Annotated in this window: 22 protein-coding genes; 7 read left to right on the forward strand and 15 right to left on the reverse strand. The window is 73.2% G+C overall.

The window, feature by feature from the left end; translation table 11 throughout:
• Nucleotides 1–49 precede the first annotated feature (49 nt).
• Complete coding sequence (locus tag SKED_RS17765; RefSeq protein ID WP_012868570.1) at nucleotides 50–2593, forward strand: heavy metal translocating P-type ATPase; 2544 nt, start codon at nucleotides 50–52, stop codon at nucleotides 2591–2593.
• Between the two features lie 45 nt (nucleotides 2594–2638).
• On the opposite strand, the gene SKED_RS17770 is transcribed toward SKED_RS17765, so the two are convergent.
• From SKED_RS17770 to SKED_RS17785, 4 genes are read right to left on the reverse strand one after another with little or no spacing between them, the layout of a single operon-like run.
• Nucleotides 2639–3415, reverse strand: coding sequence for an ABC transporter permease (locus tag SKED_RS17770; protein ID WP_012868571.1), 777 nt, complete (start codon nucleotides 3413–3415; stop codon nucleotides 2639–2641).
• On the reverse strand, nucleotides 3412–4347 hold the full coding sequence (locus SKED_RS17775) for an ABC transporter ATP-binding protein (protein WP_012868572.1): 936 nt from the start codon (nucleotides 4345–4347) through the stop codon (nucleotides 3412–3414). The genes SKED_RS17770 and SKED_RS17775 overlap by 4 nt, the downstream gene beginning before the upstream one ends.
• Entirely contained in the window at nucleotides 4344–4649 is a 306-nt protein-coding gene (locus SKED_RS17780) for a transcriptional regulator (RefSeq protein WP_012868573.1), read from the reverse strand. Before SKED_RS17780 ends, SKED_RS17775 begins: the two co-directional genes overlap by 4 nt.
• Complete coding sequence (locus tag SKED_RS17785) at nucleotides 4649–5347, reverse strand: hypothetical protein (protein WP_012868574.1); 699 nt, start codon at nucleotides 5345–5347, stop codon at nucleotides 4649–4651. Before SKED_RS17785 ends, SKED_RS17780 begins: the two co-directional genes overlap by 1 nt.
• Nucleotides 5348–5491: 144 nt before the next feature.
• Here SKED_RS17785 and SKED_RS17790 point away from each other — a divergent pair, with 144 nt between their 5' ends.
• Both SKED_RS17790 and SKED_RS17795 read left to right on the forward strand, forming a co-directional pair.
• Nucleotides 5492–5809 (forward strand): hypothetical protein, encoded by a 318-nt coding sequence (locus SKED_RS17790; RefSeq protein ID WP_012868575.1) that lies wholly within the window; start codon nucleotides 5492–5494, stop codon nucleotides 5807–5809.
• Between the two features lie 60 nt (nucleotides 5810–5869).
• Entirely contained in the window at nucleotides 5870–6679 is an 810-nt protein-coding gene (locus SKED_RS17795; RefSeq protein ID WP_012868576.1) for a CPBP family intramembrane glutamic endopeptidase, read from the forward strand.
• Nucleotides 6680–6765: 86 nt separating this feature from the next.
• Here SKED_RS17795 and SKED_RS19295 read toward each other — a convergent pair whose 3' ends face one another.
• Entirely contained in the window at nucleotides 6766–7329 is a 564-nt protein-coding gene (locus SKED_RS19295) for a TetR/AcrR family transcriptional regulator (RefSeq protein ID WP_012868577.1), read from the reverse strand.
• A gap of 295 nt (nucleotides 7330–7624) precedes the next feature.
• On the opposite strand from SKED_RS19295, the gene SKED_RS17805 reads away from it, so the two are divergent.
• Nucleotides 7625–8743: a dihydrofolate reductase family protein gene (locus SKED_RS17805; RefSeq protein ID WP_012868578.1), complete on the forward strand. Its 1119-nt coding sequence runs from the start codon at nucleotides 7625–7627 to the stop codon at nucleotides 8741–8743.
• Nucleotides 8744–8829: 86 nt separating this feature from the next.
• On the opposite strand, the gene SKED_RS19300 is transcribed toward SKED_RS17805, so the two are convergent.
• Complete coding sequence (locus SKED_RS19300) at nucleotides 8830–10083, reverse strand: HdeD family acid-resistance protein (protein ID WP_012868579.1); 1254 nt, start codon at nucleotides 10081–10083, stop codon at nucleotides 8830–8832.
• 224 nt (nucleotides 10084–10307) lie between these two features.
• On the opposite strand from SKED_RS19300, the gene SKED_RS17820 reads away from it, so the two are divergent.
• Entirely contained in the window at nucleotides 10308–12926 is a 2619-nt protein-coding gene (locus SKED_RS17820) for a lysylphosphatidylglycerol synthase transmembrane domain-containing protein (RefSeq protein WP_012868580.1), read from the forward strand.
• A gap of 18 nt (nucleotides 12927–12944) precedes the next feature.
• Here the strand turns inward: SKED_RS17820 and SKED_RS17825 are convergent, their stop codons facing one another.
• From SKED_RS17825 to SKED_RS17835, 3 genes are all read right to left on the reverse strand, one after another.
• Nucleotides 12945–14399, reverse strand: coding sequence for a YibE/F family protein (locus SKED_RS17825; RefSeq protein ID WP_012868581.1), 1455 nt, complete (start codon nucleotides 14397–14399; stop codon nucleotides 12945–12947).
• Between the two features lie 133 nt (nucleotides 14400–14532).
• Entirely contained in the window at nucleotides 14533–15939 is a 1407-nt protein-coding gene (locus SKED_RS17830) for a sugar porter family MFS transporter (RefSeq protein WP_012868582.1), read from the reverse strand.
• Nucleotides 15940–16132: 193 nt separating this feature from the next.
• On the reverse strand, nucleotides 16133–16417 hold the full coding sequence (locus SKED_RS17835; RefSeq protein WP_012868583.1) for an HU family DNA-binding protein: 285 nt from the start codon (nucleotides 16415–16417) through the stop codon (nucleotides 16133–16135).
• A gap of 259 nt (nucleotides 16418–16676) precedes the next feature.
• Here SKED_RS17835 and SKED_RS17840 point away from each other — a divergent pair, with 259 nt between their 5' ends.
• Complete coding sequence (locus SKED_RS17840) at nucleotides 16677–17861, forward strand: class I SAM-dependent methyltransferase (RefSeq protein WP_012868584.1); 1185 nt, start codon at nucleotides 16677–16679, stop codon at nucleotides 17859–17861.
• A gap of 33 nt (nucleotides 17862–17894) precedes the next feature.
• Here SKED_RS17840 and SKED_RS17845 read toward each other — a convergent pair whose 3' ends face one another.
• A complete protein-coding gene (locus tag SKED_RS17845) occupies nucleotides 17895–19178 on the reverse strand; it encodes a heparan-alpha-glucosaminide N-acetyltransferase domain-containing protein (protein WP_012868585.1) in 1284 nt (427 codons plus the stop codon).
• A 249-nt stretch (nucleotides 19179–19427) separates the two neighbouring features.
• Here SKED_RS17845 and SKED_RS17850 point away from each other — a divergent pair, with 249 nt between their 5' ends.
• Complete coding sequence (locus tag SKED_RS17850; protein ID WP_012868586.1) at nucleotides 19428–20084, forward strand: NADPH-dependent F420 reductase; 657 nt, start codon at nucleotides 19428–19430, stop codon at nucleotides 20082–20084.
• A gap of 92 nt (nucleotides 20085–20176) precedes the next feature.
• On the opposite strand, the gene SKED_RS17855 is transcribed toward SKED_RS17850, so the two are convergent.
• The 5 genes from SKED_RS17855 to SKED_RS17875 all read right to left on the reverse strand — a co-directional run bounded on the left by SKED_RS17855 (nucleotide 20177) and on the right by SKED_RS17875 (nucleotide 25047).
• Nucleotides 20177–21304, reverse strand: a complete 1128-nt coding sequence (locus tag SKED_RS17855; protein ID WP_012868587.1) for a FecCD family ABC transporter permease — start codon at nucleotides 21302–21304, stop codon at nucleotides 20177–20179.
• Nucleotides 21301–22467 carry a FecCD family ABC transporter permease gene (locus tag SKED_RS17860; RefSeq protein ID WP_245534588.1) on the reverse strand — a complete coding sequence of 389 codons (1167 nt, stop codon included), beginning with the start codon at nucleotides 22465–22467 and terminating at the stop codon, nucleotides 21301–21303. Before SKED_RS17860 ends, SKED_RS17855 begins: the two co-directional genes overlap by 4 nt.
• Complete coding sequence (locus SKED_RS17865) at nucleotides 22464–23534, reverse strand: iron-siderophore ABC transporter substrate-binding protein (RefSeq protein WP_012868589.1); 1071 nt, start codon at nucleotides 23532–23534, stop codon at nucleotides 22464–22466. The genes SKED_RS17860 and SKED_RS17865 overlap by 4 nt, the downstream gene beginning before the upstream one ends.
• Nucleotides 23535–23723: 189 nt before the next feature.
• Nucleotides 23724–24566: a helix-turn-helix transcriptional regulator gene (locus SKED_RS17870; protein WP_012868590.1), complete on the reverse strand. Its 843-nt coding sequence runs from the start codon at nucleotides 24564–24566 to the stop codon at nucleotides 23724–23726.
• A gap of 7 nt (nucleotides 24567–24573) precedes the next feature.
• Nucleotides 24574–25047, reverse strand: coding sequence for an ATP-binding protein (locus SKED_RS17875; RefSeq protein ID WP_012868591.1), 474 nt, complete (start codon nucleotides 25045–25047; stop codon nucleotides 24574–24576).
• Nucleotides 25048–25104 lie beyond the last annotated feature (57 nt).

Raw genomic sequence — 25104 nt, forward strand, 5'->3', positions numbered from 1 at the left:
AGGGGTATGGTGGAGGGAGAACCGACACCGCCGCACCCGAGGAGCCGACATGACCGACCCGACGTCCGAGCACCCGCAGAGCCCGCTCGCACCGCGAAGTGGTCTCGCCGTCGCCGAGCTCGACCTCGCGGTGTCCGGCATGACCTGCGCGTCCTGCGTGGCACGGGTCGAGAAGCGCCTCAACCGGATCGAGGGCGTCGAGGCCACCGTCAACCTGCCCCTCGAGTCGGCGCACGTGGTGCTCAGCCAGGACGTCGACGAGAGCGCGCTCGTCGAGGCGGTCGCCAAGGCCGGGTACGACGCGCGGGTGACGGGACGCCGGCAGCTGGGAAGCGGCACGAACGCTGCGGGTGGCACGACCGGACCCGCAGAGCACACCTCCGAGTCTCACCACCCAGGCGGTCACGACCACCAGCACGACGACCCCGAGATGGCGCTGTCCGGGCACTCGATGGCCGAGGGCCACGTCATGGTCGACGGCGAGGACACCTCCGCGCCGACGCCCGACCGCGGCAGCGACCTGCGCCGCCGGCTGGTCGTCTCGGGAGTCCTCACCGTCCCCGTCGTGCTGCTCTCGATGATCCCGGCACTCCAGGTCGACGGGTGGCAGTGGGTCGTCACGGCGCTCGCGCTCCCCGTGGTCACGTGGGGCGCCTGGCCGTTCCACCGCGCGGCCGTGCGCGCCGCACGCCACGGGGCGTCGACCATGGACACCCTGGTCTCGACCGGCGTGGTCGCCGCGACCGCCTGGTCGCTGTGGGCGCTGCTCTTCGGCGGCGCCGGAGAGATCGGCATGCGCATGTCGCCGGCCCTCTTCCCCGCCGCCGAGCACGCCGCCATGAGCGGACCCGAGCTGTACTTCGAGGTCGCCGCCGTCGTCACCACCTTCCTGCTCGCCGGACGCTACGCCGAGCACCGGTCGCGCCGTCGCGCAGGGGACGCGCTCCGGTCGCTCCTCGCCCTGGGCGCCAAGGACGTCGCCGTCCTCACCTCCGACGACGCCGGCCGCCGCGTGGAGCAGCGCGTCCCTGTCGACGCGCTGCGCGTCGACGACCTGTTCGTCGTGCGCCCCGGCGAGAAGGTCGCGACCGACGGTGTCGTGGTCGAGGGCTCGAGCGCGATCGACGCCTCGCTCCTCACCGGCGAGCCCGTCCCCGTCGACGTCACCCCCGGCGACCCGGTCACCGGCGCCACCGTGAGCACCTCCGGAAACCTCGTGGTCCGGGCGACGCGCGTCGGCGAGGAGACCACCCTCGCGCAGATCGGCCGCCTCGTGTCGGCAGCGCAGACCGGCAAGGCCCCCGTGCAGCGGCTGGCCGACCGCATCTCCGCGGTGTTCGTGCCCGTCGTCTTCGTCATCGCCGTCGCGACCTTCGCCGCCTGGACGGTCTGGGGCGACTCCGCGCAGTCCGCCTTCACCGCCGCGGTCGCGGTGCTCATCATCGCCTGCCCCTGCGCCCTCGGCCTCGCCACCCCGACCGCCCTGCTGGTCGGCACCGGGCGGGGAGCGCAGCTCGGGGTGCTCATCAAGGGCCCGGAGATCCTCGAGTCCACCCGCCGCGTCGACACCGTGGTCCTCGACAAGACCGGGACCGTCACCCAGGGACGCATGGTCGTCGAGGGCGTCGTCGGCGACGAGCGCACGCTGCGGCTGGCCGGTGCCGTCGAGGCCCTCAGCGAGCACCCCATCGCCCAGGCCATCGCGGCAGCGGCGCAGACCCAGGCTCAGAGCCAGAGCCACGATGCTGATGTCGCTGTCGTCGCCGACGTCGCTGTCGGCGGGGACGGCGTCGTCGTCGGGTCGGACCAGGTGCTCGACTTCGTCAGCGCGGCCGGCGGCGGGGTGTCGGGCGTCGTGCGCACGGCGCACTCGGGCGTCAGCCTGGCCACGCGCGTGCTCGTCGGGCGGCTCTCCTGGCTGGCCGAGCAGGGCGTGACGGTCGACGGCGAGGAGCAGCAGCCGCTGCGCGACGCCGTCCACGAGGCGGAGCAGACCGGTGCCACCGCCGTCGTGGCGGCGTGGGACGGCGCGGCCCGCGGGGTCGTCGTGCTCCGCGACCCCGTGAAGGAGACGTCCGCGCAGGCGGTCGCCGAGCTCACGGCCCTCGGGCTGCGGCCGATCCTGCTCACCGGCGACAACCCCGGCGCCGCCCGGGTCGCCGCCGAGCAGGTGGGGATCGCCGCCGACGACGTGATCGCCCAGGTGGTGCCGTCCGAGAAGGCCGAGGTCGTGGCCCGGCTGCGCGCCGAGGGGCGCGTCGTCGCGATGGTCGGCGACGGCGTCAACGACGCGGCGGCCCTGGCCGGCGCGGACCTCGGGCTCGCCATGGGCACGGGGACCGACGTCGCGATCGAGGCCAGCGACATCACGCTGGTCCGCGGCGACCTGCGCAGCGCCGCGACCGCGATCCGGCTGTCCCGGACGACCCTGCGGATCATCAAGCAGAACCTCTTCTGGGCCTTCGCCTACAACGTCGCCGCGATCCCCCTCGCAGCCCTCGGCCTGCTCAACCCCATGATCGCCGGCGCCGCGATGGCCGCGAGCTCGGTGATCGTGGTCGGCAACTCCCTCCGCCTCCGCCGGGCGGGGTGAGAGGAGCACACCTCGCTGCAGGCACCGGTGAGACGAGGGCCCCGCTCAACGGAAGCGGCGGCCCTCGTCGCGGCGGTAGGCCCAGACGGTCAGCGCCGCGAAGGCCACGGTCCAGCCGAGGAGCACCGGCCACGCGCCCGCGTAGACGTCCTCGCCGGTGAGCGCGCCGACCAGCAGGTCACGGCCCGCGCGGGTCGGGGTCGCCTGCGAGAGGGTCGCCAGCCAGTCGGGGAAGAACTGCGGCGGCATGAACAGACCCCCGGCGAAGGCCAGCGGGAACAGGACCAGCTGCACGACGGGCACCGCGGCCTTGACGGGCAGGGAGTACCCGATGCCCATCCCGAGCAGCACGAAGGGCACCGACACGACGAGCAGCACACCCACGCCGAGCAGCAGCTGGGACCAGCTCACCGTGGCGGCCGTGAAGAGCCACCCGATGACGATCAGCGGGACGAGGCCGAACAACGAGAAGACGCCGCCGTTGAGGACCCGGGCGATCATCCGCGGGGTCGGGCCGGCGGGCATGGACCGCAGGAACGGGTCGAAGGGCAGGGACCGGTCCTCCGCGACCCCCAGGCCGTGCGCGAACAGGCTCGCCGAGCAGATCGCGAACAGGCCGAGCGACGCCACCGCCATGGTCGAGGCGACAGGGTCGTCCGCGACGGCGGGCTGCGGCACCACGAAGAAGAACATCGCGAGCGCCGGGAACAGGAGGTTCCCGAGGACGGCCATCGGCACCCGGACCGTCTCGAGGAACTGGTACTTGAGGTGCAGCCGGGTCAGGTGCGCCGTCGACAGCGGACGGGGCTGGGTGGCGGTCATCGCTGGTCTCCTCGGTCGGACGTGCTGGGCTCGTGCGCGACCATCTGCTCGAAGGCCTCCTCGAGGGTCGCGCCGCGCACCTCGAGCCCGTGGAAGTCGATCCCGCTGCTCACGAGCTCGCGGACGAACCCGTCGGCGTCGGGCGAGAACAGCTCGAACCTGTCGCCGGTCACCTGCACGCGGGTCACCTGGGGGAACCGGGCGACGACGTCGTCGACCCCGCCCAGCGCGGCGCTGTGCAGCACGACACGACGGACCCCGACCCGCTCGAGGATCGCGTCCATCGTGTCGTCGGCACGGACCACGCCCTCGTCGACGACGACCACGCGCTCCGCGAGCGCCTGGACCTCCTCGAGGTAGTGGCTGGTGAGCAGCACGGTCCCGCCGCTCGAGTGGTAGTCCCGGATCGCCTGCCACAGCACCTGACGAGCGCCGACGTCGAGGCCGGTGGTGGGCTCGTCGAGCAGGATCACCGAGGGGCGGCCGACGAGCGCGAGCGCGACGGCGAGCCGGCGCTTCTGCCCGCCGGACATCCCGCCGGTCTGCCGCCCGGCCAGCTCGGACAGGCCGAACTGCTCGAGCAGCTCAGCGGTCGGCACGGCGTCGGGGTAGTGGCCTCCGATGTAGTCGACGACCTCCCGGACCTTGAGGGTCGCAGGGAGGCCGGTCTCCTGCGGGGTGAGGCCGAGCGTGGTGCGGGCGGCGGCGTCACGGGGGTCGAGCCCGCAGAGCCGCACCGTCCCGGAGTCGGGCTTGCGCTGGCCGGAGACCAGCGACAGCAGCGTCGACTTGCCGGCGCCGTTGGGGCCGAGGATCCCGACGAGCTCGCCGGGGGCGATGTCGAGGGACACGTCGTCGAGGGCGACCACGGGCCCGAAGCGTCTCGTGACGCCGGCGACGGAGATGATCGGGGCAGGACCTGCTGTGCTCATGGTGCGGTTCCTCGCAGGAGTGCGGTCAGGGACGCGGTGTAGGTCTCGAAGGCGAGCCGTCCGCGGGAGGTGAGCTCGACGTAGCTGGCGGGCTTGCGGCCCTCGTGGGTCTTGAGGATCGCGACGTACTCCGCGTCCTCGAGCTTGCGCAGGTGGGTCGAGAGGTTCCCGGCGGTCATGTCGAGCGTGTCCTGCAGCCGGGGGAAGGAGATGCGGTCGCCGGGACCGAGCGCGGCGAGGGTCGCGACCACGCGCAGGCGGGCCTGGGCGTGGATGACGGGGTCGAGCTCGGCGTCCCCCATCACAGCGCCGCACGGGACGGGTGGGCGGTGCGCGACGGATCGGTCGGTCGCCCGCGCCGCAGGTGCTCGACGAGCACGCCGACGAGGAACCCGCCGCCGCCCAGCACCGCCATGACCAGGTAGGTCCCGGGGATGCCGACCGAGGCGGCGACGGCCGCGACGAGGATCACCCAGACTCCGATCACGTAGAGCGGGCGGTCGTTGGTGAAGGCGCCGCACCCCAGGTAGAGGATGCCGACGATGAGGCAGGCCATGGCGTTGGAGGCGAGCAGCATGATCTCGGTGCTGGCTCCGGCGCGCCCGAGCCCGCCGAGGACGAGCCCCATGCCGACGAAGGCGATGCACCAGCTCCACCCGAACATCACGCCGGTCGACGTGCTCATGCCGCGGATGCCCGCCGAGGCGCGCATCGTGTAGACGATGGTGCCGGCCATCGCGGCCAGGATCGAGCTGCCGAAGACGACGAAGGCCCAGGGCGCGGGGATGTCGATGCCCTCGACGACGTTCGGGGTGCCGAGCCTGCCGGAGGCGGTGAGGTAGAGCGGCAGGTAGCCGACGAGCCACGCGGCGCCCCAGAGGGCGAAGACGATCCGGCTGTCCGCCTCGCGGGCACGGACGCGAGCAGCCTGGGCCGCGATGATGCGCAGCCCCTCGGCCGGGTCGGGTGCAGCCTCGGCGGACGTGCGTTCGTCGGTCATGGTGGTGGCCCCTCGGTGAGGTGTCGGGCGGAGACGGGGTGGTGGTGCGGCAGCGGTGAATTAGGTTTGCGTTTCAAACTACTTTGCCAGTCTGGCACCTGGCGACCGCGGTGGCAAGACCTGCAGTCCCGATACGCTTGCCCGATGCCAGACCTCCGCCGCACCCGCCGAACCCTGCTCACGACGCTCGTCGCCGGAGCCCTCCTCGTCGCAGGCGCCACGTCGAGCACCGCGGCACAGTCGAGCACCGCGGCGCTGGCGACCACGAGCGCGATCACGAGTACGCCTGCCGCCGCGTCCGTGGCAGCCGCGACCACCCCTGCCCCGTCACCCGCACCCGGGACCGACGACGGCGAGCCCGACGGTCTCCCCTGGCCGGGGATCATCGTCGGCGGCGGGCTCGGGCTGGCGGCCGGGACCGTCCTCATGGTCCTGTCGAAGCGGCGCGAGAACCGGGACTGAACCAGCCCGGTCGCAGGCAGGACGCAGGCGGGCAGCAGGACCCGGTGCTATAACCGGTCCATGACCGACGCCGCCGTGACCGACCAGCTCGACCCGCTCACCCGGCACGAGCGCCGACGCATCGGCGTCGAGATCTGGATCCTGCTCGGGCTCAGCCTCGGCAAGTCCGGCGTGTACGCGATCGTGGACATCGTCGCGCGGCTGACCGACACCACGCCGCTGCGCGACCAGTCGACCGCGCTCAACTCGAGCCAGTCGGTGCGCCCCTACCTCGACCTCACGTACCAGGTCCTCTCGCTCGGCTTCGCGCTGGTGCCGGTCGCCCTCGCGCTCTACCTGCTGTCGGCCCGCGGGAAGGGCGCGCTGCGCCGCATCGGCCTCGACCTCGCGAGCCCCGTGCGCGACCTCGGCATCGGCGTCGGCCTCGCCGCCGTGATCGGCATCCCGGGGCTCGCCCTGTACGCCGCCGGCCGCGCCCTGGGCATCACCGTCGAGGTGCAGGCCGCCAACCTCGACTCGACCTGGTGGGCCGTGCCGGTCCTCGTGCTCGCCGCGCTGAAGAACGGCCTCCTCGAAGAGGTCATCGTGGTCGCCTACCTCACCGAGCGTCTCGGAGACCTGCGCTGGGGCACCGTGAAGATCATCGTCACGAGCGCGCTGGTCCGCGGTTCGTACCACCTCTACCAGGGCATCGGGCCGTTCATCGGGAACGTGGTGATGGGCGTCGTCTTCGCCTGGTTCTACCAGTCGCGCTGGGGCCGCAGGCGCGTGATGCCGCTGGTGGTCGCGCACACCGTCCTCGACGTCGTCGCCTTCGTCGGGTACGCCTTCCTGCCCGACGCGTGGCGGAGCGCCCTCGGGTTCCGCTGACCCCAGCGCGTCAGCGGCTCAGCATCTCGGCGGAGGCCGTGCAGGTCCGACCAGCCCCGGACCCGCTCAGCCAGACCGAGCCCCTCTCAGAGCCTGCTGTCGCGCCCCGACCCGGCGGCGAGGATCCCTGAGCAGACCTCCTCGACGGCCTGCAGGCGGACCTCGTGCGGCAGGAACGGCGGCACGTCGGCGACGTAGATCGCGAGCGCACCGAGCGCACCCGTGACCCTGATGGCCCGGTCGGCGTCGGCGAGCGGGTCGGACACGTCGACGCCGAACAATCCGTAGAGCGCCGCGATGCCCGGGCGGAGCTCGTCCCCGACCACCGTGCCCTGCAGGTTGGTGACGCCGGCGATGACGAGGCGCATCCAGCCCGGCCGCCGCAGCGCGAGCTCGGCGAGCGCCCGCAGGCGCGCCCGGTCGTCGCCCGGGGTCTCCCGCAGCGCGACCGCGTCGCGCACGCACTGCCGTACGGCGGCGTCGAGGAGCTCCTGCCGGGAGCCGAAGTGGTAGAGGATCGACGACTTCGCGAGGGAGGTCGCGTCGGCGACGACCTGGACCGACAGGTCCCGCGGGCCGAGGGCCGCGAGCAGCCCGGCAGCCTTGTCGATGATGCCCTCGGTCGTCTCCGTCGTCGTCCTGCGTGGCATCGGACGAGTCTACGGGCGCACGCCGGGCTCGCACGGTGAGAGGCGAGGGCCTGGCGAGGCATCGGTGCAGGTCCGCCCCCCGCCACGGACCCCGCCGCGTGGCGCACGTCACCCCGGGATCAGGGGGTGAGCGAGGCGCTGACCCCTCATGGACCGACCAGATCGGTCGATCGGACGATGGTCCTGACCATTGTGGTCGACGACGGCAGCCCCACGCCGCGGCCCACAGGTGCGTCACCGGCGCCGCACCGGCCAGGACGACGCCAGCACCCCTCGCACGTCCGGAGAGAGAACCATGCCTGCCGAGCCCAGCGACACCCGGGCCACCCGACCGTTCCGACGGCACCTCGAGGACGCCGCGATGAGCCGTGCCCTCGAGCTGGCTCGCGAGGACAGGCTCGCGGCGAGCCTGGGACCGCGCGGTGGGTGCGTCCTCCTCGGGGCCGACGGCACCGTGCTCGGGGAGGCCCGCACCGACCGTGTCGCCCGGGTGCACGCCACCGCCCAGGCGCTCGCCGAGGCCGGGCACCGTGCGCAGGGCGCGACCGCGGTCGTCACGCTGGAGCCGTGCTGTCTGGGGGGCGACGCGCGCGCCACCGGGCCGTCGCCCCTCCCCCACGGTCCGTGCGCCCAGGCGCTCGTCGACGCCGGCGTCCGACGCGTGGTCGTCGCTCACCTGGACCCGGACCCTGGGACGTCCGGCGGAGCAGCGCTGCTCCGGGGCGCGGGCGTCGAGGTGGTCGCCGCGAGCGCCGCGGCCGCCGACGAGGCGCTGTCCCTCAACAGGGCCTGGACCTTCGGTGTCCAGGCCGGACGCCCGCTGGTCACGTGGGTCGTCGAGGGCGGCGGCTCGGCCGGCGGCCCCAACCCGGACCTCGACCGGCTGCGCGCCCAGGTCGACACCCTCGTGGTGAGCACCTGGGCGGTACTGGCCCACGACGTGTCCCTCGCGGCGCTCGGCCCGGACGGCCACCCGGCGGCGCGACAGCCCCTGCGCGTGGTGGTGGGGACGCGAGAGCTCGACCCCGGGCTCCCGATCTTCGACGGGCCGGGACGGACCCTGCACTTCGCGACCCGCGACCCCGCGCTCACGCTGGCGGCGATCTACGACCTCGGGGGGCGGCACGTCCTGCTCTCGGGCGGCACGGCGCTCGCCGCCGAGTTCCTCCGTGCCGGCCTGGTCGACGAGATCATCAGCCACGTCACCCCGGAGTGGACGTCCCAGGGCGGCGTGGGCGCCACGGACCTCGGCGTCGGGGAGCTGCCTGACACGACGCGCCTGGTCGACGTGCGCCTCGTCGACGACGACGCCGGCCGTCCCCGCATGCGGGTCACCCTCGTCCCGAGCAGCAGCCCGCTCGTCACGACGACCGGGACGGGCTCCAGAGCAGCGGCGGAGGGGCCGCTGCGCTGAGCAGTCTTGAGCTGAGCTGAGCAGTCCCTGAGCCGAGCGTTCGTCGAGCCGAGCGGTCGCTGCCCTGTCGACGCCCTGAGCGGCCGTCAGGTGCGTGGAGCGGGTCCACCCTCGGGCGGAGACTGCGATGCCGAGGTCTCGTGGGGACCGGCGGCAGCGTCAGCCTCGGCGGCGGTCGCCGCGTCTGCCTCGACGTCGTAGGGGGCGCTCGCCGGTACCTTCGAGCTGTCGGTGCTGGGAGTGCTGGAAGGGCTGGTTGGGCTGGCAGGGCTGGGGGTCGTGCTGCTCACCGGCTGTGCCCGGTCCGTGCGCGCCGGGACCCTGCCGGACCGCTCCTCGTCGGGGACGACCGCGGGCGGCGCGGAGACGACCCCGGGGCTGTCCGGGAAGCCCGTCGCCGCGAGCTCGTCGTCGTAGACACGCTCCTCGTCGACGTGAGCACGGTCTCGGGCCGCCCCCTCGTCACGCGTGCTGCTCCCACCAGCAGGGTGCGAGTCGTGCGACTCGTCGGGCAGGTGGATGACCTTCGTGTCGCGCGCCGCCCGCGGTGCGTCGCCGTCGCCGCGCCCGGCCTCCTTGGCGGCCTTCTTCTCCGCCTTCTTCTCGGCGGTCGCCGTCGCACGGGCCTGGGCGCGCTCCTCGGCGGCCTCGCGGGCCGCGACCTGGCGGGCGGCCATCGCGTCGACCACGAGGCTCTGGCCGGTGAGGGCGCGGTCGATCTCCTGCGCCACCGAGCGGATCGCGAACACCGACACCACGTGCACGGCGCCGCTGACGAAGGCGTAGATGCCGAACACCACCGTCACGAGCTCGAGCGCCGCGGCGCCGTCCTGCGAGCGGGTCACGAGCAAGAAGCCGAACAGCGTGGACAGCAGACCGATGGTCAGCAGCCACGGCCAGCCGAGGTCACGGTTGCGGACCAGCGCGACCGACCCGGCGATCGCCGCGACACCCAGGACGAGGGTCCACACGACGAGCAGGTAGAAGAGCACGAGCGCCGTCGCGCCCGGCCACACGAGGATGATCACGGCGAAGACCACGTCGACCGCACCCTGGACCAACCACCAGCGCCACCCGATCTGGTCCCGGTTCACGAGCCCCTGGACCGCCGCGACCACGCCGTCGAGCACGAGGAACACCGCGAACAGCATGATGAGGCGGTCGAGGGTGCCGAGCGGCTGCACCATGAGCAGCAGGCCCAGCAGGATGAGCAGGAGACCGCGCACCAGCGGCATCATCCACAGCCCGCGGGCCTTGCGCAGCTCGATGCCCTGCGGTCCGTGCGCACCGTCGGACGGTCCGCTCACCGCTGCCTGCTTCTTGCCTGTGGTCCGAGCCATCGTGCACCCCGCCGGTCGTGTCGTCGACGCCCGCTCAGCGGGGCGTCGTGCGCGCCCGGGGAACCCCGGCGCGACGTCTGCCGTCATCGTAGGACCGCAGGGCCCACCTCGCTCAGGCAACGCGGGGCTGGGCGAGGGGCGTGCGCAAGGCCACTACCACCTGCGGGCGACCACAGGGTGTCATTCACGGTGCGCCGCGGCCCGGCAGCCATAGACTCGCAGTCATGCCACCCGAGTCACAGCAGCACCGCGCGGTGCACGACGTCGGGTCCTTCTACGCCGAGACCAGCGCCACCCCGACGCTTCCCGGAGCGCCAGGGACCGACGCAGAGCACGACGACACCCTCGCACCCGTCCTCGTGGTCGACACCCCGATGGTCCGGGTCCGGCAGCCCCGCGACCTCGTCAACGTCGTCGTGGCCGGCGTCGGCGCGATCCTCGTCCTCGTCCTCGCGGTCTACGCGCACGCCACGACGGAGGGCGTGCAGGCCGACGTCCAGAACTTCGGCTCGGTCCTCGCCCAGGTGCTGTTCGTCCCGGTGGCGCTCCTCGAGGCGCTCATCATGCTCGGGGTGCCCGTCGCCGTCCTCACCGAGATCGCCATCCGGCGCCAGGGGCGGCAGGTGGTCGAGTGCATCGCCGCGCTCGTCACCGGCCTCACCCTCGCGGCCCTCGCCACCTGGGCCATCGCCACCTGGGGCTCCGACGAGCTGCAGATCGGCATGTCCGTGCCGATCCGCGGGGTCTACACCCTGACGATCCCCGGGTTCATCGCCGGCGTCGGCGGGCTCCTCACCGCCTCCGGCCCCCGCATGCGACGACGCACCGTGCGGCTGTCGTGGAACCTGCTGTGGGTCTCCCTCACCGTCGTGCTCGTCACCGGCCAGGTCTCCCTGTCCGGCGTCCTCTTCGCGCTGCTGCTGGGGCGCCTCGCAGGGATGCTCGTCCGCTACGTGTCGGGTGTGCGCAGCGAGCGCGCCTACGGGCAGGACCTCCTCGACGGCGTCCGCCGCGCCGGGTTCGAGCCCACCGCGCTCATCCGGGTCCGCGACGTCGCCGACGACGACGAGCCCGTCGACGCCTACGACCGCGTCTCCGACGAGGAGGCCTCGGCCCGTGCCCTCGCCGAGGGCACCGAGCTCGCCCCCGGTCCGTCGTCGGTGGCGATCACCCGCTACTCCGACAACCGCGTCTACGCGCTCAGCCAGGACGGCGGGCCGCGCCTCGACGTCGTCGTCCTCGACGGCGACCGGCAGGTCATCGGCGTGCTCACCCGCCTGTGGCGCTCCCTGCGGCTGCGCGGCATCGACGGACGCTCGGCCATCTCGCTGCGCGCCGTGGCCGAGCGCGCCGCGCTGCTCGCCTACGCCGCGCAGTCGGCCGGCGTCCGGTCCCCGCGCCTGCTCGGCCTGGCCGAGGCCGACGACTCGATGCTGCTCATCCAGGAGCACGCGGTGGGCACCATGCCGCTGCGCGACGTCCCGACCGAGAAGATCACCGACAAGGTGCTGCGCGACGCCTGGCGCCAGCTCGAGATCGCGCACGCCGCCGGCCTGGCCCACCGCCAGCTCACCGCCGACGTGCTGCTGCTCGGCTCCTCCGAGTCCGGCGAGCCCGAGGTGTGGCTCACCGGCTGGGAGTCCGGCGACGTCGCGTCGTCCACCCTCGCCCGCCGCATGGACCTCACCCAGCTCATCGCGCTCCTGGCTCTGCGGGTCGGCGCCGAGCGGGCCATGGCCTCTGCCGCCGAGGTGCTCTCCGACACCGACATCGAGGCACTCGGCCCCCTGCTCCAGGTGGTCGCGCTGCCCACGAGCACCCGTGAAGAGGTCCGCAAGCACAAGGAGGTCATCACCGACCTCCGTCAGGCCTTCGTGGACCGGCTCCCCGAGGCCGACGTCCAGCCGGTGAGCCTCGTGCGGTTCGGCGCCCGGACCATCATCACGCTGGTGCTGTCGGTCGTCGCCGTGTTCGTGGTGCTCACGACCATCAACTTCGAGGAGATCAAGGAGGCGCTCCTCGACGCCCAGCCGTGGTGGGCCCTCGTGGCCTTCGCGCTCGGCGTCGTCACCTGGGTGGGCAGCGCCGTCACCTTCGTCGCCTTCGCCCCGGTGAGGCTGTCGGTGTTCCGCGCGACGGCCGTGCAGGCCGCCGCCTCCTTCGTGGCGCTCGCCGCCCCGGCCGGGCTCGGCCCGGCGGCCCTCAACCTGCGGATGCTCACCAAGCGCGGCGTCAGCACCTCGCTCGCCCTCGCGACCGTCGCCCTCGTCCAGGTGTCGCAGTTCGTGGTCACGGTCCTGCTGCTCGTCGGGCTGTCCGTCGCCACCGGCGACGGCGGCGTGCTCCGCTCCCTCCCGTCCACCACCATGCTCGCCGCCTTCGCGATCGCCGCGCTCGTGGTCGCCTCGGCGTTCATGGTCCCGTGGGTGCGCCGCTGGGTGATCTCCAAGCTCGAGCCCATGTACCGCCAGGTGTGGCCGCGCCTGTCCGAGATGCTCGGCCAGCCGTGGCGCATCGCCCTCGGCTTCGCCGGGAACATCGTCATGACCATGGGCTACGTCCTCGCCTTCGACGCGGCCCTGGCCGCCTTCGGGCAGGACGTCGCGCTCGTCGACGTGGCCGTCGTCTACCTCGTCGGCAACACCGCCGGTGCGCTCGTCCCGACGCCCGGCGGGCTCGGCGCCATCGAGTTCGCGCTCATCACCGGTCTGACGGCCACCGCCGGGGTGCCCGCGTCCATCGCGACCCCGGCCGTCGCGCTGTTCCGCGTGGTCACGTACTGGGCGCGCATCCCCATCGGGTGGGTCGCCATGCGGTACCTGCAGCGCAAGGGTGATCTGTAGGAGCGACCGCGGGGAGCATCAGCGACCCTTGCGAGCCCCACGCAACGCGGCACGCGTCGGGAGCGCGGGTCGCGTGCCGGTCGACGTGGGCGTCGCCCCGGGCGCCACGGGCTCCGAGGTGTGGGTCCCCGGCACCGGGCCGAGGGAGTCGTGGCCGCCGACGGCCAGGGCCGCGATGCCGGTGGTGATCGGGATGGCGAGGACCAGGCCGATGGAGCCGACGAGCGTGCGGACCACCTCGTGGGCGATCTCGCCCGAGGTGAGGGTCTCGCCGAGGCCCATGTCGATGAGCGAGACCATGAGCAGCATCGGCAGCGCCGCGCCGAGGTACGCGAAGGCGATGGTGTAGACGGTCGAGGCGATGTGGTCCCGGCCGATGCGCATGCCGCGCAGGAACAGGTCACGGCGGTTCATGGTGGGGCTCACGGCCCGCAGCTCCCACACCGACGACGCCTGGGTGATGGTCACGTCGTTGAGCACACCGAGACCGGCGAGCACGATGCCGCAGACCGCGATCCCGCGGATGTCGACGTCGGGGGCGTAGGCGGGCAGGGCGAGGGCGTACTCGTCGGACAGCCCGAAGATGTTCGCGGCGTCGACGGCCCACCCGGCCAGCCCCGTCGTGATGACGAGGCCGATGATGGTCCCCAGCAGCGCCGCCGAGGTCCTCGCCGTGAAGCCGTGCGCCAGGTAGAGGACCACGAACATGACCACCGCCGAGGTGATGAGCGCGACGCCCACCGGGTTGGTCCCCACCAGCAGGGCGGGCAGCGTGAAGGTCACCACCACCACGAAGGAGATGACGAGCCCTCCGACCGACGCGAGGCCCCGCCACCCGGCGACCGCGAGCACCACGACCAGGTACGCCACGGTGAGCAGCCCGATGGGCAGGTCACGGGTGTAGTCCATGAACACGTACTCGCTGCCCGACGCCGCCGCCTGCGGGATGTGCAGGATCTTGAGCGTCGAGCCGACGTCCACCCCGAGGGCCAGGTAGTCCGGCGGGAACATCACCTGGATCTGCTCGCCGGTGTCGTCGAGGGTCACCGGCACGAGGTTGTCGACCGGCTCGCCCGTGACGACGCCGTAGAGCTTGCCGGCGGTGTCGGCCGTCGTGTCGATGGTGCCGCGCTCGGGGGCGCCGTGCGGCCACAGCAGCACGAGCCCGACGACCGTCAGCAGCAGGATCGGGACGAGGAACGCCGCGAGGATCGTCCGCACCCGGCGCGACGCCTTCGGCGCCGGGCCGTGACCGTGGCCGTGCACGAGGACGTCGCCGGACGGAGCCGTGGTCGTCGAGCCTGCCGCGGTGCCGGCCGGCGCCCCTGCGTCGCCGTGGCGGCCGCAGTGCTCGCAGCGGTCGTCTGCGGTCGGGGCGTCGGGCTGCGCGTGGTGGTGCGCGCCGTGCCCGTCGTGCCCCTCGTGCGTGCTGTGCGCCCCGCGCTGCCGGGAATCGTTCTCAGGTCGAGTCACCGGACGATCTTCTCAGACCGACGAGCAGACCGGGACCTGCCACAGGATCTCTCACAGCACCGTCACGAGCGGGGCTGCTGGCACGCCGCCGTGCGCGACGGCTGCGGCACGCTGCGGGCACGTCGCAGGCGCGCTACGACCTCGGCTGCTCCGCGCCGCGGAACTGCTGCTCGAGCTGCTCGAGGGTGCGCCCCCGGGTCTCGGGGACGTAGCGCAGCGCCGGGACGATCATCGCGAGGTTCACGCAGGCGAAGAGCGCGAAGGTCCACGTCCCGCCGATCCCCGCCAGCAGCACGGGGAACACGAGCGTCACCCCGACGTTGATGGTCCAGTTCGCGAAGGCCGCGAGCCCCAGCCCGATGCCACGGAGCTTCATGGGGAAGATCTCGGACAGCATGAGCCACGTGACCGGCGAGATCGACCCCTGCTGGAAGCACAGGAAGGTCAGCATGAAGAACAGCACCACGTAGCTCGCGCCCGGGAAGCTCCCGACCAGGCCGCCGTCGGTCTCGTGGAAGAACAGCGCGAAGGACAGCCCCACCAGGGCGAGCGACGCCGTGATGCCCACCTGACCCACGAGCAGCATCCGCCGCCGTCGCGCCTTGCCGAGCAGCACCATCCCGACGATCGTCGCCAGCACCGACACCACGCCGTTGGCGATGGTCGCCGTCAGGGCGGCGCTGTCGCCGAGGCCGGTCTCGCGCAGGATCGTCGGGGCGTAGTACATGATCGTGTTCACGCCGGTGATCTGCTGGACCACGGCGAGCAGCATGCCGAGCAGGACGAGGCGTCGCACCCAGGGCACCGCGAGGTCCCGCAGCGAGCCGGCACTCGTGTCGGCCGCCGCGGTCTCCCGGATCTGCGCCATCTCCGCGTCGACGTCGCCCGCGGCCCGGACCCGCCGGAGCACGTCGAGGGCCTCGCCGAACCGCCCCTTCGACGCGTACCAGCGCGGGCTCTCGGGGACGAGCATCATCCCGAACCACAGCGCGACGGCCGGCACGGACGCGATCGCGAGCATCCACCGCCACGTACCGTGGCCGCCCCACACGGCGTCGATCCCGGCGTTGGAGATGTAGGCGAGCAGCTGGCCCGTGACGATCATGAGGTCGTTCTGCGTGACCAGCCGTCCACGACGGTGCGCCGGTGACATCTCCGCGATGTACACCGGGACGGTCGAGGACGCGCCGCCGACGGCGAGCCCCAGGACCACCCGGAAGGCGACCATGGTCGCCACGTCGGGGGCCAGGGCGGTGCCGAGCGACCCGAGCAGGAACACGACCGCGAGGCCCATGAGGGTCCGGCGGCGGCCGTAGGCGTCGGCGAGACGCCCACCGAGCAGCGCACCCATCGCGGCGCCGACGAGGAGCGAGCTCGTGACCAGGCCCTCGGTGAAGGGCGTCAGCCCGAGGTCGTCCGACATGAAGAGCAGCGCACCCGAGATCACCCCGGTGTCGTAGCCGAACAGCAGACCGCCGAGGGTCGCGACGGAGGCCACCACGGTGACGTACTTCTCGGGGACGGGACGCGAGCGGGTCACGCGGTGCTGCCTCTCAGGGGCGTTCGGGGTCGTGCAGGAGCCGGGCCGGTGCGGTGCTGGTGCTGAGCTGGTGCTGGTGCTCATCCCGTGCCCGGGCACCCGGGCACGGCAGAGGCCCGGTGCCGAGGAGGTGTCCTCGGCGCCGGGCCTCGTGCCGACGGTCAGGCTCGAGAGAGCGAGACCGCAGGGGAGATCACTTGGTGGAGACGGCCTTCTTGAGGAGGCTGCCAGCCGAGATCTTCACGCCGAAGCCAGCGGGGATCGAGATCTCCTCGCCGGTGCGGGGGTTGCGGCCCGTGCGAGCGGCACGCTCGACGCGCTCGACGGAGAGCAGGCCGGTGACCTTGACAGCCTCGCCGGCGGAGAGGGACTCGACGAGGACCTCCTGGAGAGCCGAGAGAGCAGCGTCGGCGTCGGTCTTGGTCAGACCAGACTTGCCAGCGATCGCCGAGACGAGGTCGGTGCGGTTGAGCGACATGCGGATCCCTTCGTCAGTCTGCCCGTGCAGCGGTCGCTGCACGGCACGAGACGTACTGTGCCAGCCTTGCGGCAGGTCTTCGTGGACAACACTAGGGAATCTTCTGGCTCCATGACGCCATTTCGAGGGTTTCGGTTCCTCTCAACGCTGAAAACGGTGAAGTTTCCGGGCTCCGGGACGCAGGTCAGCGTCCGTCACGACCACATATGCGTGGTTGGCGGCGCTCCCGGGACCCGCGCCGCTCGGGGAGACTGGTGCCATGCCCGCCTCCCCCGACCCGCACGAGCCGACGCCCGACGGCACCGACAGGCTGCTCCTCCACGAGGCCGCCGACGACCTGCGCGAGGCGCACGCGGCGCACGAAGGGCGCGAGAGTCGCGAGAGGCACGACGACGTCGTGGTGCTCGACGACCGCTCGGGGGCGCTCGTGCTCGGGGTGCTCGCGGGGCTCGAGGAGCGCGCGCCGGAGAGCAGCGGGCCGACGCCGGTACCCGCTCCCCGCGTCCGCTCCGCCCAAGACCGGGTGACCTCCGAGCGTTCGCTCCAGGCAGCCCTCGCCGACGCCGGTGCATGCGACCGTGTCACCGTGCACGCCGGGCTCGGACCTGACCTGCTCCGCGACGCCCGTGTGGTGCTGCTGCGCCTGCCCAAGAGCCTCGACGCCCTCGAGGAGACTGCCCAGGCGGTCGCACGGTGGGCGCCCGACGACGTGGTCGTCTACGCCGGTGCCCCGGTCAAGCACATGACCCGGACCATGAACGAGGTGCTGCTGCGGTCCTTCGGCGAGGTCCACGCGACGCTCGGACGCCACAAGGCGCGGGCGCTCGTCGCCCGCCGCCCCCTCGACGCCGCGCGCACCACCGAGCCGACCTTCCCGCGGACCGCACGGCTGGACGAGCTCGACCTCACCGTCGTCGCGCACGGCGGGGTGTTCGCCGGGACCCGCCTCGACATCGGGACCAGGACCCTCCTCGGCGTCCTCGACCAGGCCGCACCCGAGGCCCGGGACGCCGTCGACCTCGGCTGCGGGACGGGCGTGCTCGCGACCGTGCTCGCCCGGTCGCGCCCCGGGCTGCGGGTCGTCGCCTCCGACCAGTCGGCCGCAGCCGTCGCCTCGACGCTCGCCACCGCAGGGGCCAACGGCGTCGGCGACCGTGTCACGGGCCTGCGGGACGACGCGCTCTCGACCCTCCCCGACGCCTCGGCCGACCTCGTGGTGTGCAACCCGCCGTTCCACGAGGGCACCACGCTCGAGACCGACGCCGCGCACCGCATGTTCGCCGCAGCCGCGCGCGTGCTCCGGCCCGGCGGCGAGCTGTGGACCGTCTACAACTCGCACCTGCGGCACAAGAGCGCGCTCGGTCGCGTCGTCGGGCCGACCACGATGGTCCTGCAGAACCCGAAGTTCACGGTCACGCGGTCGGTGCGCCCGGACGGGGCCTGAGGGGCAGCACAGGGCTGAGGCGCACCACGGTCCTCAAGCCCGACGGCCGAGCCCAGCAGCCCACGCCCCGGTGCGGCGCGATGCCGCACTCACCGCGGTCTCGAGCGGGCCGCGGCGGCCGAGGGCCGCGAGGACCACGCCGACGGCGACCGCGCAGGCCACGTGCAGGGCGAGGATCCGCGGACCTAGGTACCACCACGGGACCTCGGTGAACCCGCCCGCCTCGACGAGGGCGTCGATCGCGAGGCCGGTGACCCCGACCCCCAGGACGTGCAGGGTGTAGACGGTCAGCGGCGCGGCACCGGCGGCGCGGAGCGGCTCGACGACGCGCAGCGCCCAGCCGGGCAGGGCGCCGGCGAGCAGCAGCATCGCCGAGATCACCACGAGCGCCACACCGACGCCGCGCAGCACGTCGAGGGGGGCGCCGGTGTGCGGCGTCTGCAGGGCGAAGGCCCACCACCCGGTGTCGAGCGGCGCGCCCCAGCCGGACTCCGACACCAGGAGGTCGACCTGCTCAGCGGTGGACGTCGGGTAGGCCGCGAGCGCCGCGGCCCTGCCTGCCGCCTCGTAGACGACGGTGCTCAGCACGAGGCTCCCGGCGACCAGCGCCGCTCCCCCGGCCAGCACCCGCACCAGGAACCGGCGGTCCGTCCCGGCCTCGCGGGCAGCCAGCAGCACCTTCGCGAGGGCCATGCCGACGAGGACGTAGACGAGCCAGGTGACCACCGGGTACGTCCCGGTGAGGAAGACCGCGCGGAGCGGGACCAGCGGGTCGACGAGCTCGACCCAGCCGAGTCCGCCGCCCTCGCCCTCGACGTCGAGGGACGCCCGCACCGCGACGTTGACGACGGGTCCGACCACCGCGAGCAGGCCCGCCCAGCCCAGCAGCCAGCCCGGACGGACGCGCAGGAACGGCACCGCGCACACGAGGGTCACCCCGAAGTAGACGAGGACCACGACCACGTTCGCCGGGCCGAGGGCGAGCGTCGCGCCGAGCAGCACGACGAGCACCCCGCGGGTCGCGGTCGCCCAGCGTGCCGCGGCGACCTCGCCGCGGGCGAGGGCCGACCGGGACGCGAGGACCACGCTCACCCCGCCCAGCACCGCGAAGAGGGTCGACGCGTTGCCGTCGACCGTGCGCGACACCCACGCGACGTGCCCGGGGTAGCCGGAGGGCGGCATGAGGTGGGCCGCCATCATCCCGACGACGGCGAGGAACCGCGCGAGGTCGATGCCCACGAGGCGGGAGGTGCTGCGCGCCGGGCGTGAGAGGACGGCGCTCCCGTCTCGTGCCGCGGGTGGGAAGTCGGGGTGCATCGGCCGTCCTCTGGTGTCCAGGGTGGTGCGGTGCCCGGGTGGGTCCGGGGCGGAGGGCCGGGCGGTCTGCGCCTGCCGACACCAGGATGCGGCACACGGCGCCGACGTGACCCGGTCGGCTCGCCGGTCGGGACTCATCGGAGGGTGCGCGGTGTTGCCGCCAGAGGGTGACCACGTCGCTCGTGCACCACCCCTGCACCACCCCGCTGCGACACCGCGCCGCAGCCGTCTGCGAGAAGGAGTCACCACATGACCGCCACAGGACTCACCACCATCGGGCTCGTCGGGTCGGGCCACATCGGCAGCCAGCTCGCGCGCCTCGCCGTCGCGCACGGCTACGACGTCGTGGTCAGCAACTCCCGCGGGCCCGAGACGCTCGCGGACCTCGTGGCCGAGCTCGGCCCACGCGCCCGTGCGGGCACCGCCCAGGAGGCTGCCGAGGCCGGCGACCTCGTGGTCGTCACGGTGCCGCTCAAGGCCTACCAGGACGTGCCCGTCCAGCCGCTCGACGGCAAGGTCGTCATCGACACCAACAACTACTACTTCGAGCGCGACGGCCGCATCGAGGCCCTCGACCGCGAGGAGACCACCGTCTCCGCGATGCTCCAGGCGCACCTGCCCGGGTCGTCCGTCGTCAAGGCCTTCAACAACATCACCGCCGCCGACCTCACCGACGACTCCTCCCCCACCGGCACCCCGGACCGCCGTGCCCTCCCGATCGCGAGCGACGACGAGGCTGCGAAGGCCCTGGTCACCACGCTCCTCGACGAGCTCGGCTTCGACGCCGTCGACGCCGGCACCCTCGCCGAGAGCTGGCGCTTCGAGCGCGACCGCCCCGCCTACGTGGTCCGCATGACCGCGACCGAGGTCCCGGTCAAGCTCGCCGAGGCGCGTCGGGGGGCCTGATCCGGCGCTCGTCCCGATGGTCGGGGCGCGACGGCGAGGGACTCCCGGAAGTCCCTCGCCGTCGCCCCCCGTCCCTCGTCGTGACGGTCCCGTCACACCCGCCGTGCGTACTGACCGGCGAGCAGCCACACCAGGTAGAGACCGCCGACGGACACGGTGACGACGCCGACGGGGACGGCCAGGAGCTGCGCGACGGTGTCGGAGACGACCACGAGTGCTGCGCCGGTGAGCATCACGGAGACCGTGCCCATGGGGGTGCTGGAGCGGGTGAGCCGCTGGCAGATCTGCGGGGCGGCGAGCGCGATGAACGAGATGGGTCCGGCCGCGGCGGTGACGAGGGCGACGAGCAGGACGCCGACGACCATCGCGCCGAGCCGGGTCCGGCCTGGGCTGATGCCGAGGGCCGTCGCGGCGTCGTCCCCCATCTCCAGGACGGGGAGCGCACGGGTGAGCGGCAGGGCCGCCAGCACCGCGACGACGAGCACCACCGCAGCGGGGACCAGCTGGTCGAAGCCGAGAGAGGCGAGCGACCCGGCTCCCCACGTGGCCGCCATCATGGCTTCCTCGACGCTGACCGACACGAGGATCCACGAGGTGAGCGAGCCGAGGCCGGCCGAGACCCCGATGCCGACGATGATCAGCCGGAACGACGAGACCGACCCCTTGGTCGCGAGGGCGTACACGAGCAGCGCGGTCGCCAGACCGCCCACGAGCGCCCCGGCGGCCTTGTACGTGTAGGTGTTGAGCCCGAGGACCAGCATGGTGAGCGTCACCCCGAACTGGGCGCCGACACCGAAGCCGATGATGTCGGGCGAGCCGAGCGGGTTGCGGGTGAGGGACTGGAAGATCCCGCCCGACAGCGCGAGCGCCGCCCCGCACAGCACGGCGAAGAGGACACGCGGGAGCCGCCACTCGACGACCACCTGGCGCACGTCTGCGTCGACCGACGGGCCGAGGAGCGCCCGGAGGACGTCGCCGAGGCCGACGTCGTAGGCACCGACGGTCATCGAGGTCACCCCGGCCACGAGGATGACCGCCACGAGCGCAGCGCACACGACGACCCCGCGGACAGGGACGAGCGCGGAGAGCCCGGCGGTCTCGAGACGCAGGAGCCGTCGTCCGAAGTCGACGGTCGGTGGTGCTGCGGACCGTCGAGAGGCGACCGTGGGTGCAGCCGAAGCGGACCCGCCGGCCTCGACCACGTCGCGTCCGGGCGTCACAGCTCGCTCACCTGCCTGCGGCGCACGAGCGCGACGAGGACGGGCGCCCCGAGGATCCCGGTGACGATGCCGACGCGGAGCTCACCGCTGGGCAGGACGACGCGTCCCAGGACGTCGGCGAGCAGCAGGAAGACCGGGCCGACGAGCATCGAGTAGGCGATGACCCACCGCTGGTCGGGGCCGGTGAACCAGCGGACCGCGTGCGGGATCATGATGCCGACGAAGGCGATGGGGCCCGCCGCGGCGACGCTCGTCCCGGCGAGCAGGGTCACCGAGACCACCACGAGCAGACGGACCGTGACGACGCGGGCCCCGAGGGAGTGCGCCAGGTCGTCGCCGAGCGCGAGGGCGTTCAGCGACCGCGCGCACACGAGGGCGAGCACCAGCCCGGCGGCCACGAGCGGCAGAGCCCAGGTCAGCTGGTCGAGGGTGCGCCCGCCGACCGACCCGACGCCCCAGAACCGCATCACCTGGAGGGTGCTCTGGTCGCGGAGCACGATGGCGGTGGTCAGCCCCGTGAAGGTCGCGCCGAGGGCGACGCCCGCGAGGGTGAGCTTCATCGGGGTGGCCCCGGACCTGCCGAAGGACCCGAGCAGGTACACGAGCAGCGTGAGGGCCAGCGCGCCGAGCAGCGCGAAGGGGACGTAGGAGCCCGGCGCGGTCAGGCCGAGGACACCCACGGCGAAGGTCACCGCGAAGGACGCCCCCGCGTTGACCCCGAGGATCCCGGGGTCGGCGAGGGGGTTGCGGGTGAAGGCCTGGATGAGCGCGCCGCAGACGGCCAGCGCTGCACCGACGACGATCGCGAGGACGGTCCGGGGGACCCGGAGCTCGCGGACCATGAGGTGCAGCGGGTCGGCGTCGTCGTAGGCGAGGAGTGCCCGCACCACGGTGGTCGGGGCGATCGGGCGGGCGCCGACGGCGAGCGAGGCGATCCCGGCGAGCAGGACGAGCGCGGCGACCACGACCAGACCGGCGGTGAGCACCGCGGTCCGGCGGCGAAGACCGCTGCGGCGAGAGCCCTCGTCGGGGTCGGGCTGGGCTGGCCCTGTCCCGACCGTGGGCACGGCGACGCCCGTGGGCACGGCGACGCCCGTGGGCACGGCGACGCCCGCCCCCGGCTGTGCCGGGGACGGGGCCGCTGGGTGCAGGCTCGGTGTCACTCGCCCGAGACGGTGGGGTCGCCCTCGAGCGCGGCTGCGAGGTCCTCGACGTAGGTGGGCAGGACGTAGTCGAGCGAGAGGACGGTCGGTGCGCTGATGGCCGAGGCCTTGGCCTCGTCGGCGTAGATGACGTAGGAGTCCGCCGCGACCGGGTCCCAGCGCGACACGATCGGGTTCTCGACCGTGTAGGTGCCCTCGGCAGCGCTGCTCCCCCAGGCCACGAAGAGGTCGGCGGGCACGTCGTAGAGGTTCTCCAGGCTCACGCCGGTGTACCAGTTGTCGCCCTCGGCGGTGGACAGGAACCCGTCCATGGCCGACGTCGAGGTGAAGCCGAGGGCCTCGGTGATGCGGACGCGGGGGTCGTACTCGAGGTAGACGCCGAGGTCGGTGCCGCCCTCGTTGAGGGTGAGGCCCCACACGAAGGTCTTGCCGTCGAACTCGGGGTGCTCGTCGGCGAGGGCCGCGATCTTCCCCTCGGTCTCGGCGATGAGCTCTTCGGCCTTCTCGTCCTCCCACATCGCCTTGCCGACGGTGCGGGTCATGTCCTGCCAGGTGCTCGGGTTCCACGGTCCCTCGATGTACGGGACGGTGGGGGCGATCTCGCTCAGGCGCTCGTACTCGATGTCGGTGATGCCGGAGTACAGGCCGAGGATGAGGTCGGGGTCGAGCGCCTTGATGGCCTCGTAGTTGGGGCCGGCCTCGGTGTACGGGATGATCTCGGGCGTGCTGCCGTACTCGGCGGTGACGAACTCCTCGAACCACGGCTGGAAGCCGCTGTCGCCGGCGCCCCAGACCTTCTCCATGCCGACGGGGTTCACGCCGAGCGCGGCGACGATGTCGGGGGTCATCCAGCTGAGGGCCACGATGCGCTCGGGCTTCTCGGGGATGGTGGTCGACCCGTGGGCGTGCTCGACCACCACGCCGTCGGTCGTGGTGCTCGTCGGCGCAGCGGCCTCTCCGGTCGGCGTGGACGTCGAGCAGCCGGTGACGGTGAGGACGGCGGCGACGACCAGGGCGGCGAGCGCGGTGGCTCGCCGGGTCGTCGGGCGCGCGAGGGCGTGCGGCATGGTTCTCCAGACAGGTGGTGGGGTGTGCCGCGTCACGCGGCGGTTAGGTAATGCTCACCTAACACCGATGATGCTAGACGCCACCAACAAGCCCGAGTGTCGCTGTCTGGACACAATGTGTCGGCGATCCGACAGGTCGTGGTCGCCCCGGGGGTCCGCGCCCGACCGGTCTCCGTGCGGCTCCCGCCCTCAGCGCCAGTACAGGTGGTGCGCGGGGTTCGCGCGCACGCGCGCCACGTGCTCGCGGGGCGTCATGCCGAACCGCTGCTTGAAGGCCGCGGAGAAGGCGCTGGTCGTCCCGTACCCGGTCCGGTGCGCCACGAGCCCGACGGGCGTCCCGTCGACGAGCATCCGGGCCGCCTGCGTCATCCGCACACCAGCGCGCCACCGCGCGAAGGTCATGCCCACGTCGCGCTGGAGCACCCGGAGCACGGTGCGCTCGTGGAGCCCGTGCGCGTCGAACAGCTCCCGGGCGGTCCGCGGGTCGCCCGGGTCGGCCAGGACCGCCTGGACCAGGGGCCGCAGGCGCTCGTCCGCTGGCAGCGGCACCTCGCCCCACCCGTCCGAGGCCTGCAGGGACGGCTGCTGGAGCATCTCGAGGATCACCGCCTGGATCCGCACCCGCAGACCGTCGTCCATGTCGTCCGCGCCGAGGTGCAGCAGCATCTCCTGGACGGCGCGCGCCACGAGCACCCGGGTGATCGTGGCGACCGGGGCGACGAGCGCCGCGTCGGGCAGGTAGGTGTAGCAGCCGGTCGACCCCGGCTCGTGGCGCGAGGTGTGCGGGGTGCCCGCGGGCACCCAGATCCCCTGCCCGGGCGCCAGACGCCAGACCGCGTCCTGCAGGTAGACCCAGACCGTGCCGCGGTAGCACCACGCGAGCATCGCGTCCGGGTGGCTGTGCGGCGCGGCGAGCGGGCGCGAGACGCCCTGGTCGGCGACCACCACCCCCGTGGTCATGAGGTACGGCTCCTCGACCGTGGAGGGGTGCGCCCGGGCGGCGTCCCAGTCGGCCTGGCGGTAGGGGCTCACGCGGGGCTCATCGTCCCCCGGCGTCGCCCTGGGGCACCGTGCCGACCGGCACCGCCGCACGCTTGATGAAGGTGGCCCAGACGTGCTTGCGCCCGCCGGACACGTACCAGCCGGACGACGACGCCAGGGCCGACGTGAGGGTCAGCCCCAGACCCCCGTCTCCGTCGTCGGGCCGGTGCTCGAGGACGGGCGACGTGCTCAGGACGTCGTCGGAGACGTCCACGAGGAACCTCGAGGGCGACGTCTCGAGACCGACGCACACCGGCGGCCGGGCGTGGATGAGGGCGTTCGAGGCGAGCTCGCTGCACACCAGGACGAGGCGGTCGAGCACCTCGGGCACATCAGGGTCCCAGTCGCCGGTCCCCGCGGCGCAGTCCGCGATCTCGGTGCGCACGCGACTCACGTCGGCGGCCGACTCGAGCGTCCACTCCTGGACGCGCTCGTAGTGCTGGGGTGGCCTGGCGGCAGGGACGAAGACCATCGTGCACATCCTCGGGAGCAGGGCCGACGAGGCCGGCCGCAGTGGAACCCGATGATG

It is taken from the genome of Sanguibacter keddieii DSM 10542 (assembly GCF_000024925.1).
In the GTDB taxonomy this organism is placed as follows: Bacteria; Actinomycetota; Actinomycetes; order Actinomycetales; family Cellulomonadaceae; genus Sanguibacter; species Sanguibacter keddieii.